Source organism: uncultured Sphaerotilus sp., assembly GCF_963924895.1.
Lineage (GTDB): Bacteria > Pseudomonadota > Gammaproteobacteria > Burkholderiales > Burkholderiaceae_C > Sphaerotilus.
On the sequence record NZ_CAWURG010000031.1, the window covers coordinates 61,785 to 77,734 of the forward strand.

Sequence of the window (15,950 nt, forward strand, 5' to 3'; positions counted from 1 at the left end):
CAACAACAAACTCAAACGCGACGGCATGGACACAGCGTAGACACAAGGTCGCCGACGATCTATCTGGGGCGCCCCATAGGCTCTGCATCCATGCCCAGGCACGCCAAGCTACTCCAGCGCCTCATCGGACCAGACATCATCGGCAAACTTGGCCGCGGCATACCCCATGACCCACTGCCCCTGGCGGGCGAAATTGACCGGACCGTCCACACCCCGGTCATTCAGGAAGGCATCGAAGATGCTGACCCCCGACAGCAGGTTGTCGCGGGTGAAGATGTCCAGCACCCTGGCCGCGTCTTTGTCGAAGGCGGCGTGCACCTTGGCGGACGCCTTGGCCGACGGCTTGTAATTCGACCAGGTCCGGTCATTCAGGCTGCCAATGAAGCGCTTCACATCCGCCCGATCCAGTCGGACAAAAGGCCGCAGCGACTGATCAGGCCGCATGAAGGTCGCCGTGCTCCACGCGGCCCCACCGATCCAGATGACTTTCTTGCGGTTGCTCATGCCCGGGGCTTTTGAGCTGGCGTCCCGGAAAGAGGTTCTCACCTGCGTGTCAAGCACTCCCGCGAGGGCCTTGGAGAAATCCGCCCCCCCGTCCGCCGCTTTCTTCGACAAGGACACGCTGCCGAACGGAATGTCCGCGGCGCGAAACTTGCCATCGCTCACATAGCCCATCTTGGTGTTGGAGCTGCCGATGTCCACCAGCACCGTGTTCGACCAGTCTCGCTTTGGCACGGACGAGATGAAACCGTATTCGGCCTCCTGCTCAGGGGTGACAAAATCAAGATCCCCCACATCAACGCGCCGACCCACGGCTTCGACCAGCGCCTCCTTGTTCTTCGCGATCGCCACGCCGCTGCTGCCGACCGCAAAGGCCTTGCAGTCGGGTGTCATGGCCCGCATTTCCTTGATCAAGGTCGAGACCGCTTCGGCGGTTTCATCGATGGCGGTCGATGAAAACAGGCCGTCCTTGAGGCTGGCAATGATCGTGGTGTTGATGTCCCGGCTGAAACCCGTCCGAACCGACGAATCACCGCCCTTGACACCAAACTCGAACCCGCGGCCCTTGACCCCTTTCGAGCCGATTTCCACTGCGCAGTACGTGCGTGACTGCGCTTGTGCAGCCTGTGCGCCGAATATCGATGCGCAGACGAGCGCGGCACCGAGGGTCAGACGAAATTCTTGGTATCGCATCACATGCTCCTTCACGGTTGAGAAAATCTGTTGCCCACCGTCGCATTGAACGGGATGAATTCACTGGGGGTTTTTTCACCGTTTTTGTGAACCCCCATGTAATCGGGCTTGCCATCCATGTCCACGTCATGCCAGGACCACAGGATCTTTCCCGTGCGCTGGTCAACGTAGTAGCGGACATCGAAATAGCGGTCGCCTCCGGGCGCGGGGGGCTGCGTGCTGACATGCAGCACCTTTTCCTTGGCGGTGTCATCCGGCACGAAATAGGCAGCATTGGCGCGCCCGGTGCAGCCCAGGTCCAAGGAGATGATCTTGGCCGCGAATTTCCTGGACCGCTCTTCCCCCAATACCTTGGCTGACTCGCAAGCCGCTGGGGTTGTCGTCGAGGGGGCGGCCTCCGCCTTGGTGCCAGTCTCTGCCTGCGAAAACGAGCGGGGTTTGTTGTCCGAGCGGCGTACAGTTTCAATGAATCGCTCGACCTCGCTGACTGCCACTGCGTAGTTCATGTTCTGGGCATCAGTGCGGACATATGTATTGACTGCGATCAGTTTTCCGGAGTTGGTCAGCAGCGGTCCTCCTGAGTTTCCAGGATTGATGGGCGTCTGTGTTTGCACAACGTCAGCGACAAAGGGTGAGATACCCTGTTCCTGGAGGCGGATCTGACTGACAACCCCTTTGGTGTAGGTCCATGCTTGGTGTTTCGGATGTCCGATGGCGTGGACCTCCTGTCCGACCTGCACATCATTCATGCTGCCCAGCGGAATCGACACCAAACCGGCGGGTGCGGACTCCATGACCAAAATGGCCAAGTCCTTGGAAGGATCGAGTGCCAGCAAGGCCAGCTTGTACCTGGGGGTCTTGTTGGTCAATGCCGTCAGCCCCTGCGGCTTCAGGGCGGCATAACAGCGATCCGCCCCCTGCACCACATGGTAGTTGGTCAGGATGAAGCCCTGGGCATTCAGAATGGATCCGGCTCCCACTCCCCCAGCCGCCTCGCCATTCTTGTTCTTACCGATGCAGTCAATCCAGACCACGCCATTCACGGCTCGGTTGTAAACCGACGACCCTGACGTTTCTGGGCTAACCGAGCGATCAGGCGAAATATTGGGTGCCACCTGGTTGGGCGACACGTTCGGAATATCCTGTGCGGCAACCGGCAGTGCCAGGAAAAATCCGCACAGCATGGAAGATGAATATCTCCGCATAGTCATGATGGTCTCCAACGTTCTTCAAGATTTCAGCAACCGCCGCCACAGCCGCCACAGCCGCCGCCGCCACATCCCCCACCGTCGCTCTTGGCGGGCACGGAGAGCGACTTCAACGAGATCGCCCCAGTGGCGACCAGCAACGGGGCCAGCGGGCTGTCAGGCGCCACCGTGCCCTGTGGCACCAAGTGGCGCAGCTCTTCGACCAGGTACTGACCCAGCTGGCTGGGTTTGATCACCGCCCTGGTGAAGCGGAGCACCAGAAACCCGCCAAACGGCACCCAGATCACAAGAGCCGCCAGCTCCCAGTAAAACAGCAGCCCAGCCAGCATCATCATCAGCCCCGTCTTGCACCAGAACACCATCCACCGCTTGCCTTGTTGCTCGGGTGTTGGCCACAGACCTTCGTTCACAGCTTCCTGCTGAACTTCGTGGTGGACCAGACCCAGCGGCAGCTTGGGTGAACGGCCGCGGCCGGTGAGCTTGCGCCAGACGGTCCATTCCTCGGGCGTCAATCCCTCGTCATCACGCGGCACCCGACTGCCGAGCACAGGCTGACCCGCCGCCAAGCTCAGGAGTTCACGCTGCTGCAAGCTCGCCAGCGCCGTGTCGGTGACACGCCCATGCCCGCCACTCAGAAAGGCCAGCACGCTCGGGCGATACCCACCGGCCAGCAGGCGGGTGAGCATGCGGTGGTGGTCGCTCAGGATTTCCGATGCCGGAGCCGGTGCGGCCACTGTGGTCGGCCACAGATCGCCGGGTGGTGCCGTGCCGAACACCCGCAGGTAGTCGTCCAGCGTGTCGCGGTACTGGTCGTCGTGGCGGGCGTTCTGCTGCTTGCCTCCTGGGTTCGGGTCGTGGTGCAGCGGCCCGCCGAGCACCTCCCCGCACAGCCGCCCCCAATAATCCCGCGAATACAGCAGGTGCGTGTGCCACACCACATCGACCGCCACCGACGGCGACACCGGCCGCCCCGCCACCTGCGTCAGAAACAGAAAGCGCCGGTACTCCTCGACAGCGCGCCGGGTGTACTCGGTGGTCCAGCCGTTTTCTTCGGCGAGGCGGGCGCTGATCGTGCGCGTCAGGCCGGGTGGGTTTAGCTTGAAGGCTTGCAGGCGCGACCACAGCGCAGTGGCAGCAGGATCGGTGAGTCGCATCGCTGTCTCCCTGCCGCTGCTGGCCTGGACATCAGGCAAAAAGCGACGGCATGACCACAGCGTAGGCACAAGGCCCTTGGCGATCTATCTGGGGCACCCCATAGGCCCGAAGGCAGGCTTCACCTGACCTCACCGCCCGATCTGCGGCACCTTGCCCAGCGCCACCGCCGCCGCCGCGTTGCGCGTCTCGACGCCGAGCTTCTCGTAGACGTGCTCCAGGTGCTTCTTCACCGTCGCGGGGCTGGCGCCGACGATGTCGCCGATGTCGCGGTTGGTCTTGCCCTTGGCGACCCAGTAGAGCGCCTCGGCTTCGCGCGGCGTCAGCCCGAAGGCCAGCGCCAGCGCCTCCAGCGCAGCGGCGTCGTCGGCCTCGCGCAGCACCAGCATCCACTCGCCCTCGCCGGTCGCCTCGTGCAGCGTGAAGCGCAGGCGCCGGCCGGTACCGGTCTCCAGCGTCACGGAGGGCGATCCAGGCACCAGCCCCTCGATCGCGCCCAGCCGCGCCGTCTCGTGCTGCAGCCAGGACAGCAGCGGCGTCGGCGCGCGCCGGCCGTCGGACTGGAAGTGCGCCTCCAGCATCTGCCGGGCCAGCGCCGTCTGCCAGACCAGCCGGCCGTCGGCACGCCGCACCACCAGCGTCGCGTGGCCGAACGCGTCGAGCGCGTTGCGCGCCTGCTGCTGCTCGCGGGCGGCCAGCGTGTGCGCGGTGATGCGGGCGATGACCTCGCGGGCGCGGATGGGCTTGGTGACGTAGTCGCAGCCACCGGCCGCGAAGGCCGCCACGACGTGTTCGGTCTCGGTCAGGCCGGTCATGAAGATGATCGGGATCGACGCGGTGGCGGGGTCGGCCTTGAGCCGGCGGGCCACCTCGAATCCGTCCATGCCCGGCATCACCGCGTCCAGCAGGATCACGTCCGGCTGTGCCCTTGCAGCCCGGTCGAGCGCAGTGACGCCGTCGAGCGCCACCAGCACGGTGTAGCCGGATTCGTCCAGCGCGTCGTGCAGCACGGCGAGGTTGTCGGGCACGTCATCGACGATCAGCACCACATCGGCGCTGCGGTCGGTGGTTCGGTCAGGCAGTGGAGTCATCAAGGGCCTTGCGGAGCAATCCGCTCATCGCGTCCAGTTGGAATTGCCGCGCCAGCGTGCGCAGGCGGTCGGAAAAATCACGGCACGCGGGCCGCTCGGTGTCCAGCGCATCGAGCAGCCGCAGCACGCCGCGCACATGCCCGAGTGAAACGGCATCCTGCAGCGCATGCAGCCGCTCGGGGTCGGGCAACACCGCCACCGGGGACGACAGCGGTGCCGGTGGTGCGGGCGGCGCGTCAATCCACGTCAGCGCCAGCCGCCGCCCCAGCCAGTCGAGCAGCTCGCCCACCCGCACCGGCTTGACGAGGAAGTCGGTCGGGGTGATGCCGACATCGTTGTCCAGCCCCTTGTCGAACGCGTTGGCCGAGACGATGGCCGCCGGCAGATCGCCCAACCCGAGTGCCTGCAGCCGGCGCAGCGTCTCCCAGCCGTCGATGCCAGGCATGGCCAGGTCCATGAAGATGGCATCCGGTCGCGGGCCAGCGGCCATCAGCGCCAGACACGCCTCGCCGCTGGCCGCCTGCCGGATCGTGAAACCCAGTGGCGCCAGCAGGCTGGCGATCAGGCCGTGGTCCACCTCCTCGTTGTCCACCACCAGCACGCAGCGGCGCGGCCCTGTGTAGCCGGTGCGCTGCCGCTGTGGCGCGACGCGCTCGACCAGCGCACCCCGCACCTCGGGCAGGAACAGCCGCAGCCGGAAGGTGGTGCCGACGCCGGGCGTGCTCTCCACCGTCAGCTCGCCGCCCATCAGGTCGGTGAGCATCCGGCTGATCGTCAGGCCCAGACCCGCGCCGCCCGTGACCGCTCCGCCGCTGGCCGATCCGCGCTCGAAGGGTTCGAAAATACGCGCCAGCTCTTCGGGCGTCATGCCGGGGCCGGAGTCGATGACCTCGATGCGCGCCATCTCGCGGGCGTGGTGCAGCCGCAGCACCACCGCCCCCTCGCGGGTGAACTTGATCGCGTTGCCGACGATGTTGATCAGGATCTGGCGCAGCCGCTTCTCGTCGGCGCGCACGCAGGCCGGCACGCCTGCCGCATCGCCCAGGCTGGAGAACTCGCAGCGAAAGCCGATGCCCTTGGCGGCCGCCTGCAGCTCGAACAGCCGGGCGACCTCGTCCATCGTGTCGGCGAAGCGCATCGGGCGCACGTCCAGCCGCAGCTTGCCGCTCTCGATGCGGGCGATGTCGAGCGTGCCTTCGATCAGCGTCAGCAGGTGGTCGCCGCCGCGGCGGATGACGCTGACGGCCTGCCGGCGCGCAGGGGGCATCGCCTCGTCGTCCTCCAGCAGCTGCGCGTAGCCGAGGATGGAGTTGAGCGGCGTGCGCAGCTCGTGGCTGATGGTGGTGATGTAGCGGCTCTTGGCCTGGTTGGCAGCGTCGGCCTGGCGCTTGGCCTGCTGCAGTTGCAGGTCGGTCTGCCGGTGCGATTCGATCTCGCGGCGCAGCGCCTGGGTCTGGCGGTTGGCCTCCTCCTGCGCGACCTGGCGGCTCTTGTGCGCCAGCACCAGCCACCACGCGACCACGCCCGCCACCAGCGCCAGGGTCGGCAGCACCAGCGCCCGCCGCGCCACCGCCAGCCCGCCCAGCAGCGGCGCGACCACCAGCATCAGCAGCAGGTAGTGCGCCAGCCCCTTGTCCAGATACGGCCACACCACCTGCGGCAGCGCCCAGCGCAGCACTGCCGACCACTGCGCCGACAGGCTGGCCTCGGGCACCTTGCACAGGTCGTGGCAGCGCACGTCCAGCGTGCAGCACAGCGAGCAGATCGCGCCCCCGTAGGCGGGGCAGTGCGCCACGTCCTCGCCTTCGTATTCGCGCTCGCAGATGGTGCAGCGCTGCAGCGTGGCGTAGCGCCGGTAGCGGCCGTCCTGCTGCAACTGCCCCGGCGCGTCATCCGGCACGCCGACGCGCTGCGCGAGGTACCAGCGCCCGCCCGTCCACCACGCGAGCAGCGGCGAGGCCACCAGCGCCGTCACCAGCGCGATCAGCGCCGACCAGGCCTGCGCCATGTCGCCGAACAGCCCCAGGTGCGCCGCCACCGACACGGCCGACGCGATGCCCATCGCGCCCACGCCGACCGGGTTGATGTCGCACAGGTAGGCGCGGCGGAACTCGATGCCCTTGGGACTCAAGCCCAGCGGCTTGTTGATGACCAGGTCCGCCACCACCGCCATCATCCAGCTGATGGCGATGTTGGCGTACAGGCCCAGCACGTGGCCGAGCGCCTGGAACACGTCCAGCTCCATCAGCATCAGCGCGATGCCGGTGTTGAAGACGACCCAGACCACGCGCCCCGGGTGGCTGTGCGTCACGCGCGAGAAGAAGTTGGACCACGCCAGCGAGCCCGCGTAGGCGTTGGTGACGTTGATCTTGAGCTGCGAGACGACGACGAACAGCGCCGTGGCCGCCACCGCCCAGTCGTAGTGCGGGAAGACCAGCTCGTAGGCGGTCAGGTACATCTGGTTCGGGTCGACCGCGCGCTCGACCGGCACGCTGTTGTCGATGGTGAGAAAGGCCAGCAGCGCCCCGCCCAGCATCTTCAGCACGCCCGGCACCACCCAGCCCGGGCCGCCTGCCAGCACGCCGGCCCACCAGCGCAGCCGGTTCTCCCGGGTGCGCTCGGGCATGAAGCGCAGGTAGTCGGCCTGCTCGCCCATCTGCGTGATCAGCGCGATGCCCACCGTCATCGCGGCGCCGAAGGAGCGCAGGTCGAACACCGCCGAGCCGCCCTGGGCGCCGCCGTACTGCATCAGGTCAGCGACCACGCCCGGGTTCGCGCGGAAGACGACGACATAGGGCGTCACCAGCATCAGCAGCCACAGCGGCTGCGTCCACACCTGCAGCCGCCCGATGATCGACACGCCGTGCGTCACCAGCGGCAGCACCGCCACCGCGCAGAGCAGGTAGCCCCAGGCGGGCGGAATGTCGAAGGCCAGCTCCAGCGCGTAGGCCATCACCGCCGCTTCGAGGGCGAAGAAGAGGAAGGTGAAGCTCGCGTAGATGAGCGAGGTGATGGTCGAGCCGATGTAGCCGAAACCGGCCCCACGCGTGAGCAGGTCCATGTCCACGCCGTGGCGCGCCGCGTAGACGCTGATCGGCAGGCCCGCCAGCGCGATGATCAGCCCCGTCGCCAGGATCGCCAGCGCCGCGTTGGTGAAGCCGTAGCGCACCAGCAGCGTGGCCCCCACCGCCTCCAGCACGAGGAAGGACGCCGCGCCGCCAAACGCCGTGTTCGCCACCCGGCCGATGCTCCAGCGCCGGGCGCTGCGCGGGGCGAAGCGCAGCGCGTAGTCTTCCAGCGTCTCGCTGGCGACCCAGGTGTTGTAGTCGCGGCGGATCTTGATGACGCGCTGCTGCGGCTCGGCCGACGCCGCGGCGGCACCCTGCGGGTTTGCAGGGGCTGGCCCGAAATCTGCCTGTGCAGGCAAGATCGCTGAATCTCCGGCGGCAGTGGTCATGCCGCTCTCGCACTCAAGAAACGCACCAGCCCACGCAACCGCCCGCGCACCCGCCTACTACCCGCCCCGCCATGGAACTCACCCCCCGCGAGAAAGACAAGCTGCTGATCTTCACCGCCGCGCTGCTGGCCGAACGCCGCATGGCCCGCGGACTGAAGCTCAACTACCCGGAAGCCATCGCGCTGATCACCGCGGCCATCATGGAAGGCGCCCGCGACGGCAAGACCGTGGCCGCGCTGATGAGCGACGGCAAGACCATCCTGCGGCGCTCGGACGTGATGGACGGCATCGCCGAGATGATTCCCGAGATCCAGGTCGAGGCCACCTTCCCCGATGGCACCAAGCTGGTGACCGTGCACCAACCCATTGCCTGAACCGCACCACGCGACGCACCAACATGAAGCACACCACCCGCCTTGCCGCCGCGCTGCTGACCCTGACGGCGCTGTCCCACTCCGCCCTCGCCCACGAAGGCCACGGCCTGCCCGGCGCCTCGCACTGGCACTCGACCGACACGATCGGCTACCTGCTGGCCGCCGGGATCGGCGCCGCGCTGTGGTTCACGCGCAAGAAATGACCGACCGCGAGGTGACCCGATGATCCCCGGAGAACTCTTCACCGACGACGGCGAACACGCCCTCAACCCGGGTAGGCGCACGCTGACCCTCGTGGTCGAGAACGCCAGCGACCGCCCGATCCAGGTCGGCTCGCACTACCACTTCGCCGAGACCAACGCCGGCCTGCGCTTCGACCGCGCCGCCGCCCACGGCATGCGGCTCAACATCGCCAGCGGGCTGGCGGTGCGTTTCGAGCCGGGCCAGCAGCGCACGGTCGAGCTGTGCGATTTCGCCGGGGACCGGCAGGTGTGGGGCTTCCGCGGCCTCGTGCAGGGAGCACTTTGAACATGGCGACGTCCTCTGCAACCTTCCCGCGGCGCGCGTATGCCGAGATGTTCGGCCCGACGGTGGGCGACCGGCTGCGGCTGGCCGACACCGACCTGATCCTCGAAGTCGAACAAGACCTGACCTTGCGCGCTGGCGGCTACGGCGAGGAAGTGAAGTTCGGCGGCGGCAAGACCATCCGCGACGGCATGGGCCAGAGCCAGCGCCCGAACGGCCCCGGCCCCGGTGATGCCGTCGACTGCGTCATCACCAACGCGCTGATCCTCGACCACTGGGGCATCGTCAAGGCGGACATCGGCCTGCGCGGCCACCGCATCTGCGCCATCGGCAAGGCCGGCAACCCGGACGTGCAGCCCGGCGTGGACATCGTCATCGGCCCCGGCACCGAGGTGATCGCCGCCGAGGGGATGATCGTCACGGCCGGCGCCATCGACAGCCACATCCACTTCATCTGCCCGCAGCAGATCGAGGAAGCGCTGACCTCCGGCGTCACCACGATGATCGGCGGCGGCACGGGTCCGGCGACGGGCACCTTCGCCACCACCTGCACCCCCGGCCCCGAGAACATCGCCCGGATGCTGCAGGCGGCGGATGCCTTCGCGATGAACATCGGCTTCCTCGGCAAGGGCAACGCGAGCCGCCCGGAAGCCCTGCGCCAGCAGATCGACGCCGGCGCCATCGGCCTGAAGCTGCACGAGGATTGGGGCACGACACCGGCCGCGATCGACTGCTGCCTGAGCGTGGCCGAGGAAACCGACGTGCAGGTCGCGATCCACACCGACACGCTCAACGAGTCCGGCTTCGTCGAGGACACGGTCGCCGCCTTCAAGGGCCGCACCATCCACAGCTTCCACACCGAAGGCGCGGGCGGCGGCCATGCGCCGGACATCATGAAGGTGGTCGGCGAAGCCAACGTGCTGCCCTCGTCCACCAACCCGACGCGGCCCTACACGATCAACACGCTGGACGAGCACCTCGACATGCTCATGGTGTGTCACCACCTGGATGCGTCGCTGGCCGAGGATCTGGCCTTCGCTGAATCGCGCATCCGCCGCGAGACGATCGCCGCCGAAGACATCCTGCACGACCTCGGCGCGATCAGCATGTTCTCGTCGGACTCGCAGGCGATGGGCCGCGTCGGCGAGGTGCTGATCCGCTGCTGGCAGACGGCGCACAAGATGAAGTCGCAGCGCGGCAAGCTGCCCGGCGACTCGGACCGCCACGACAACGCCCGCATCAAGCGCTACCTCGCCAAGCTCACCATCAACCCCGCGATCACCCACGGCGTGAGCCACGAGGTCGGCTCGGTCGAGGTCGGCAAGTGGGCGGATCTGGTGTTCTGGCGGCCAGCGTTCTTCGGCGTGAAACCCAGCCTGGTGCTCAAGGGCGGCTTCATCGCGATGGCCGCAATGGGCGACCCGAACGCCTCGATCCCGACACCGCAGCCGGTGCACTACCGGCCGATGTTCGGCTCTTACGGCGGCGCGCTCACGCGGACATCGCTGAGCTTCGTCAGCCAGTCGGCGCTCGCGGGCGGGGTGGGCGCGGCCTACGGTCTGCGCAAGACGCTGGCCGCGGTGAAGGGCTGCCGCACGGTGAAGAAGACCGACATGGTGCACAACCACTACCTGCCGGTGATGGAGATCGACGCGCAGACCTACCAGGTGCGGGCGGACGGGCAGCTGCTGACCTGCGAGCCGGCGACGAGTCTGCCGATGGGGCAGCGGTACTTCTTGTTTTAGGCCGCTGCAGGCAGCAAGCCGATCAGGAACTCACGGGCATGGGCGGCCCCTTTGGAACGCGCCGAGGGGTGGTGAATCCGGAGGCAGCGGATGTGCTCGTGCAAGTCGAACTCCAAGAGGTGCTCGCGCCCGATGCCGGCACTGACGTGATCCCGCACATTGGTGCAGACCTGGCCCGGCCCGTCGGTGGGGAAATACTCGCGCCGGCAGCCGGCCGTGTTCATGCCGTTGGCGAAGATGATGGTGTCGGGCTGGAGCACGTCGATCTGCGCCTTGAGCAGGGCTTGCGAATGCCTCTTGATCTCCGGGAAGCGGGGATGCTTCATCGGGCTGCCCTGCTTCCAATCGAAACAGAACAGGTTCGAATAGACCAGCCCGTCCGCACCTGATTTCCTGGTCATGCTTCTGATGAAATTGTGGAAGGTGTAGCCGCGAGCGTTGCGGCTCTGCAGTTGCTTGTCCAGAAAGCGCCTGTGCTTGCCCATCGAACGGGCGATGTAATCGTCCATGTCGTCCCGTCCGGCGGGAGGCAATATTGACCACCCCGCTGTTTCGCAACCGACAATCATGATTTTGTTGGTGGCATTGGCATAACCGTCGCCCACCGTGCTCAGGAATATTCCAGAAAGACCGTTTGGCGTGCCACTATTCTCGATAAGCGACAGGTCCATGCCGCTCAATATTTTTGAGTATTGAACAGCAAGTTCTTTATTGTGCATGTTGAATTTCTCTGGTCAAAAAATCCTCGACCACCCATTGGTCGATTTTCAGAAAATAGTCGTCCAGCGAAGCATGGCCGGCGTGGCGAATCACCAAGTCCTCGTGGTCGTGCAGGATCAGATCGATGTCGGCGACGATGAACTGATCAACGGCGGCTTGCGCTTGCTCGCGACGGCGCTTTTCCAGTCGCAGCGGCAGGGTCGCCACGACTTGAACTGACACGCCGCTCTCCCGCGCCATCTTGGCAATCGCCGGTGCAGCGCCCGTGCCAGTCCCGCCGCCTAGGCCGGTGACCAGCACCAGTCGCTCGGCACCCGATATCAGGTCCATGAGGTCGACCCGCGATTCTGCGGCGGCCCTCAGCCCAAGCGCCGGAACCCCTGCGGGGCGGCCTTGGCATATTTGGGGACCGAGCAGGAATTTGTCGGCAAGCGGGCAGGTATTCAGCGCGGCTTGATCTGTATTCAGGCCATAAACCCGCACAGGTGATCGTTGGACAAAATATGCCGCCATTCGGCAACCTGCGCCACCAATACCAAAAACAAAGGTATGCATCATGCGGCGCCATGATACAGAGGCACTTCAGCAACCGGCGTGCATCAAATCACGAAACCCCGAACCGGAAATTCCAGAAAGATGCACCAAGTGTCCTGCAGGTGGACTACGTCGAAGTGGCCAGGTCTCGACACGAGTTGAAGTTCGACGACCCGGTCATGCGTCAGGGACGCTGGAGAAACTCGGCCAGATCCATCTCGCCATCAATGAAGCGCCGCGCCCGCACCTCGGCTTCCGGCGACACCCGAAACCCCTCCAAGCCCACCGAGGCATTGGCGAAACGGACCGCCGCCTCGCGTGCGCGGCGCTCCTCCGGCGACAGGGCCACATGCCCCTTCCGCACGGTTCGGGTCAGTTCGGCAGCGTGGACATGCTCGGTCAGCGGCATGGCGAATTCCTTGAATGAGGAGTCAGCATAACGTCTCGACCCGCGAACTGCACGCCCTAGGCGCAAGGCTGATGCGCGGCCGGCTGTCGGCGCACAAGCGCGCTGGGCACACGCCAGCATGCGCAATGCCTTGAAGCGGGCAAAGCCTCTCCAATTCCTTCAGTCAGTTTCCGGGCTGCAGGACTATCGTGGGTCCTGCAGCTCCTGCAAATGGCTTTGGCCTTGGGCCCTGCCCCCGGACTGGTCGATCGCTGATGGCTGCCCCACCGCACCGAAAGGCAGCCGCAGCATGCACACCCCCTCGCCCGCCCCCTCCATCATCCTCAACCTCAGCGAGTTCATCGACGCACTGGCCGCCCTGCGCCGGGGCAACGTGATCGTCGTCATGGACGCGGAGACGCGGAGTTGCATGCTCGATGGCGCGCGGCTGATGTCCGCGTTCCGGCCGCTGCACGACTACGGACTGGTCGCCGAATACGACAACCCGGCCGGCTTCGCGGGCCTGCGCTACTTCCGCATGACCGACACCGGCAAGTTCTTCGCCGACAACGCGCTGGCCGTCTGGCAGGCGCGGGCGTGGCACGAGCGGCTGGCGATGCGTCTGTTGTGCTGAACCGGGAGCGCGTCAGGGTGTGCCGGCAGCGGGGACCTTGCCGGCGACCGGGCCGCCGACGGGGTCCTGCTGCTCACCAACGGCTGCGGGCACCGGATCACCGAAGGAGCCGGTCACCGCCACGGTCACATTGACCGTGATCCCGAGGTAGGCGTCCGCTGGCCCCACATAGCTGCCCCGCAGCGGCGCGGCCTGCGAGGGATCGCGTGCCGTCGCCACGCGGATCAGGTGCCGTCCGCCGATGATCGCGTTGGTCGGGTCGAACGGCAGCCAGCCGGCGCCGGGCAGGTAGACCTCCACCCAGGCGTGGGTCGCGCCACCGCCGACCACGGCCGCTCCACTGCCCGGCAGCACGTCGCCATAGAGGTAGCCGGACACGAAGCGGGCCGCCAGTCCGAGGCTGCGCACGGCCTCCATCATGAAGAGCGCGAAGTCGCGGCAACTGCCGCTGCCACGCGCCAGCGTGTCGGTGGGCGTGCGTGTGCCCTCGTCGTCGCGGGCCTCGTAGGCGAACTGGGCCTTGATGGCGCGGGTGATGGCGAAAAGCACTTCCAGTGTCCGCGCCGTGTCGGCTTCGGCGCACACCGCCCGCACCCAGGCATCGATCTGGTGCCGCGGATCCGGGTAATGGCGCTCCATCACGCGGGACAGGTCCGGGATCTCGCTGGCGTCGTAGGTGAAGGGCAAGGTCTCGGCGTAGGGCTCGATCAGCTCCACGTCGGGATCGACCGGGTAGTGCTCGGCCGTGAAGGTGGACTCGAAGACCAGCTCGGACGCCTTCTCGGCAAAAGTCGCCACCAGCACCGAGTTGCCGAACACATCGTGGATCCAGCGCAGCTTGGGCGTCGGGCGCACGGTGAGGCCGGTCTCGACGAGGCGCAGATCGTGGCTGCCCCGCGGGCGGCACATGAAGCGGTGCTCGCCGAACTGCACCGGCTCACGGTAGCGGTAGATGGTCTGGTGGGAAATGCGGATGAGGGCCATGCGGACCAGCATAGCGCGCCGAGGTAACTTGATGCAGCTCAAGCCCCGCGGCCACCGAGCGCCTAGGCTCCAGGGGTCCGTTCCAGAGACATGCTCCAGAGAGGTCCACCGTCCATGCGTTTTCGTTTCCGTGCCCTGTTGCCCATCGCCGCTGCGGCGCTGTTCGCCACCACCCTGCCCGCCCAGGCCACCCCAGCCGAGAACGACACCGCCCTGCTCAAGCTCGCCACCGACAGCGGCTGCATGGCCTGCCACAGCGTGCTGCCCGCCGCGAAACGCGCCGACGGGCTGCCGCCGATCGCACCGGCCTGGCGCGAGATCGCGCTGAAGTACCGCGACGACCCCGGCGCATCGGACCGGCTCACGCAGACCGTGATGACCGGCTCCAATCCGAACGCTCGCCACTGGACCGGCAAGACCGGCGCCACCGCGATGCCGCCGAACGCCACCGCGATCAGCGAAGCCGATGCGCGGATGCTGGTGAACTGGCTGCTGGTGCTGGTGCCCTGAGCGCCAAGGTCAGGGGGTCGGGCGACCGGGGCCCTGTGTGCCTTGGGCGCGGGCCGAGAGGTAGGCGTACAGGTCCATGACGTGGGCGTTGACCCGCGGTTCGCCCTGCCACGCCGGCATGGCGATGTCACCGGCCTTGCGCGCCACGACCTCGTCGATCAGCGCATCGGGGATCGGCGCGTCGCTGCGCGGCGGCATGCCCGGCAGGCTGAAGTCGTAGCGGGTGAGCACGAGGCTGGCGAAGCGCTGCGGGCCGAGATCCTGCAGCCGCAAGACAAGGTTGGGCGCGCGCGCAGTGCCGAGCGGCTCCACGCCGTGGCAGGCGGCGCACTTGTCCTGGTAGACGCGCCAGCCGGTGTAGACCTCACCGGGCGGTCTGGCCTGCTCGGCCACCTCGCGCGCGGGCTGCAGGTTCATCCACTCCACGCTGCAGCCACCCAGCAGCAACGCGGCGCTCACCGCCAGCGTCAGAGGCAGGGGCTGCGTCAGCCGGGACTTCAGGATCTTCGCCATGGTCAACACCTCCGCGCACCCGGTTCGGGTGGGTACGGTGCCGAGTATGGGCGCATCCCTCGGGCCGGTCTTGCCCTGGATCAGTTCCGGTGCGGCAAAACCTTCAGCACCTTCAGCAGCCAGGCGTTCAGGTCCTCGATCTCTTCCATGCAGACCGAGTGGTCCATTGGGTAGTCGTGCCACTCGACGCTGTAGCCCAGCGCCAGCAGCGCATCGCGTGACGCGGCACCGCGCGCGGGCACCACGACCGGATCCTGGCGACCATGCGCCATGAACACTGGCACATCCTGGTTGGCGGCGCTGCGCTCGGCCGCGGTGGTGGCCGCCAGCGGCAGGTAGCCGGACAGACCCACGATGCCCGCCAGCCGCTGCGGTGCGCGCAGGCCCGCCAGCAGCGCCATCGCGCACCCCTGCGAGAACCCCATCAGCACCGTGCGCTCTGGCGGAATGCCGAGCGCGGCCTCGCGGTCCAGCAGCGCCTGCACGTCGGCGATCGACGCGCGCAGGCCGGCTTCGTCCTCGCGGCGCACGAGGTCCGAGGTGTAGATGTCGTACCACGCGCGCATCTTCATGCCGCCGTTGAGGGTGACCGGCCGGATCGGCGCGTGCGGGAACACGAAGCGCACCGGGCCGACCGCCGACAGATCGAGTTCGCGCGCGATGGGCACGAAGTCGTTGCCGTCGGCGCCGAGGCCGTGCAGGACGATGAGGCTGGCGACGGGGTGGTCGCCGGACTGGAAATCAAGGGTGTCGAGTGCCATGGCGGTCAGCATAGCGCTGCCTGATTAGCAACGATCCTCAGCATTCCCCCGAACGACCCGCTGAGCCCGAGGCTTGCACCGCGAGACATCCATGATGAGTCGAGCCACCAGCCCGCGCAGGTCGAATCGACGGTTGAAGCGGTAGGCGAACGCTGCCAGA

The 15,950-nt window shown here is 67.0% G+C and carries 17 protein-coding genes and 1 pseudogene; 6 read left to right on the top strand and 12 right to left on the bottom strand.

Annotated elements, in window-relative coordinates:
• Positions 1-108: 108 nt before the first annotated feature.
• The 5 genes from AABN02_RS12520 to AABN02_RS12540 all read right to left on the bottom strand — a co-directional run bounded on the left by AABN02_RS12520 (position 109) and on the right by AABN02_RS12540 (position 8,102).
• Entirely contained in the window at positions 109-1,194 is a 1,086-nt protein-coding gene (locus AABN02_RS12520) for a hypothetical protein (protein ID WP_338415262.1), read from the bottom strand.
• Positions 1,195-1,205: 11 nt separating this feature from the next.
• Complete coding sequence (locus tag AABN02_RS12525; protein WP_338415263.1) at positions 1,206-2,378, bottom strand: S1C family serine protease; 1,173 nt, start codon at positions 2,376-2,378, stop codon at positions 1,206-1,208.
• Positions 2,379-2,431: 53 nt separating this feature from the next.
• Positions 2,432-3,556: a TIGR04222 domain-containing membrane protein gene (locus AABN02_RS12530; RefSeq protein ID WP_338415264.1), complete on the bottom strand. Its 1,125-nt coding sequence runs from the start codon at positions 3,554-3,556 to the stop codon at positions 2,432-2,434.
• 129 nt (positions 3,557-3,685) lie between these two features.
• Positions 3,686-4,645 (bottom strand): response regulator transcription factor, encoded by a 960-nt coding sequence (locus AABN02_RS12535; protein ID WP_338415265.1) that lies wholly within the window; start codon positions 4,643-4,645, stop codon positions 3,686-3,688.
• A complete protein-coding gene (locus AABN02_RS12540) occupies positions 4,629-8,102 on the bottom strand; it encodes an ATP-binding protein (RefSeq protein WP_338415266.1) in 3,474 nt (1,157 codons plus the stop codon). The genes AABN02_RS12535 and AABN02_RS12540 overlap by 17 nt, the downstream gene beginning before the upstream one ends.
• 71 nt (positions 8,103-8,173) lie before the next feature.
• On the opposite strand from AABN02_RS12540, the gene AABN02_RS12545 reads away from it, so the two are divergent.
• From AABN02_RS12545 to ureC, 4 genes are read left to right on the top strand one after another with little or no spacing between them, the layout of a single operon-like run.
• Positions 8,174-8,476 carry an urease subunit gamma gene (locus AABN02_RS12545; RefSeq protein WP_310462168.1) on the top strand — a complete coding sequence of 101 codons (303 nt, stop codon included), beginning with the start codon at positions 8,174-8,176 and terminating at the stop codon, positions 8,474-8,476.
• A 23-nt stretch (positions 8,477-8,499) separates the two neighbouring features.
• Complete coding sequence (locus tag AABN02_RS12550) at positions 8,500-8,679, top strand: hypothetical protein (RefSeq protein ID WP_338415267.1); 180 nt, start codon at positions 8,500-8,502, stop codon at positions 8,677-8,679.
• Between the two features lie 19 nt (positions 8,680-8,698).
• A complete protein-coding gene (locus AABN02_RS12555; protein WP_179634241.1) occupies positions 8,699-9,004 on the top strand; it encodes an urease subunit beta in 306 nt (101 codons plus the stop codon).
• 2 nt (positions 9,005-9,006) lie between these two features.
• A complete protein-coding gene (gene ureC / locus AABN02_RS12560) occupies positions 9,007-10,746 on the top strand; it encodes an urease subunit alpha (protein ID WP_338415268.1) in 1,740 nt (579 codons plus the stop codon).
• Here the strand turns inward: ureC and AABN02_RS12565 are convergent.
• From AABN02_RS12565 to AABN02_RS12575, 3 genes are all read right to left on the bottom strand, one after another.
• Complete coding sequence (locus tag AABN02_RS12565) at positions 10,743-11,465, bottom strand: hypothetical protein (RefSeq protein ID WP_338415269.1); 723 nt, start codon at positions 11,463-11,465, stop codon at positions 10,743-10,745. The two genes, ureC and AABN02_RS12565, sit on opposite strands and share 4 nt — an antisense overlap.
• Complete coding sequence (locus AABN02_RS12570) at positions 11,455-12,024, bottom strand: hypothetical protein (RefSeq protein WP_338415270.1); 570 nt, start codon at positions 12,022-12,024, stop codon at positions 11,455-11,457. The genes AABN02_RS12565 and AABN02_RS12570 overlap by 11 nt, the downstream gene beginning before the upstream one ends.
• Positions 12,025-12,184: 160 nt before the next feature.
• On the bottom strand, positions 12,185-12,409 hold the full coding sequence (locus AABN02_RS12575; RefSeq protein ID WP_338415271.1) for an antitoxin VbhA family protein: 225 nt from the start codon (positions 12,407-12,409) through the stop codon (positions 12,185-12,187).
• Positions 12,410-12,698: 289 nt separating this feature from the next.
• On the opposite strand from AABN02_RS12575, the gene AABN02_RS12580 reads away from it, so the two are divergent.
• Complete coding sequence (locus AABN02_RS12580; protein WP_338415272.1) at positions 12,699-13,022, top strand: hypothetical protein; 324 nt, start codon at positions 12,699-12,701, stop codon at positions 13,020-13,022.
• Positions 13,023-13,034: 12 nt separating this feature from the next.
• On the opposite strand, the gene AABN02_RS12585 is transcribed toward AABN02_RS12580, so the two are convergent.
• The gene (locus AABN02_RS12585; RefSeq protein WP_338415273.1) at positions 13,035-14,006 is read right to left on the bottom strand and encodes a transglutaminase family protein; all 972 of its coding nucleotides are present in this window, start codon (positions 14,004-14,006) and stop codon (positions 13,035-13,037) included.
• A gap of 114 nt (positions 14,007-14,120) precedes the next feature.
• On the opposite strand from AABN02_RS12585, the gene AABN02_RS12590 reads away from it, so the two are divergent.
• Complete coding sequence (locus AABN02_RS12590; RefSeq protein WP_338415274.1) at positions 14,121-14,516, top strand: c-type cytochrome; 396 nt, start codon at positions 14,121-14,123, stop codon at positions 14,514-14,516.
• A gap of 9 nt (positions 14,517-14,525) precedes the next feature.
• On the opposite strand, the gene AABN02_RS12595 is transcribed toward AABN02_RS12590, so the two are convergent.
• The 3 genes and pseudogenes from AABN02_RS12595 to AABN02_RS12605 form a co-directional block, all read right to left on the bottom strand.
• The gene (locus AABN02_RS12595; protein ID WP_338415275.1) at positions 14,526-15,029 is read right to left on the bottom strand and encodes a cytochrome c; all 504 of its coding nucleotides are present in this window, start codon (positions 15,027-15,029) and stop codon (positions 14,526-14,528) included.
• A gap of 80 nt (positions 15,030-15,109) precedes the next feature.
• The gene (locus AABN02_RS12600; protein ID WP_338415276.1) at positions 15,110-15,790 is read right to left on the bottom strand and encodes a carboxylesterase; all 681 of its coding nucleotides are present in this window, start codon (positions 15,788-15,790) and stop codon (positions 15,110-15,112) included.
• Between the two features lie 24 nt (positions 15,791-15,814).
• Positions 15,815-15,950: pseudogene (locus tag AABN02_RS12605) on the bottom strand (IS1595 family transposase); the annotation flags it as partial.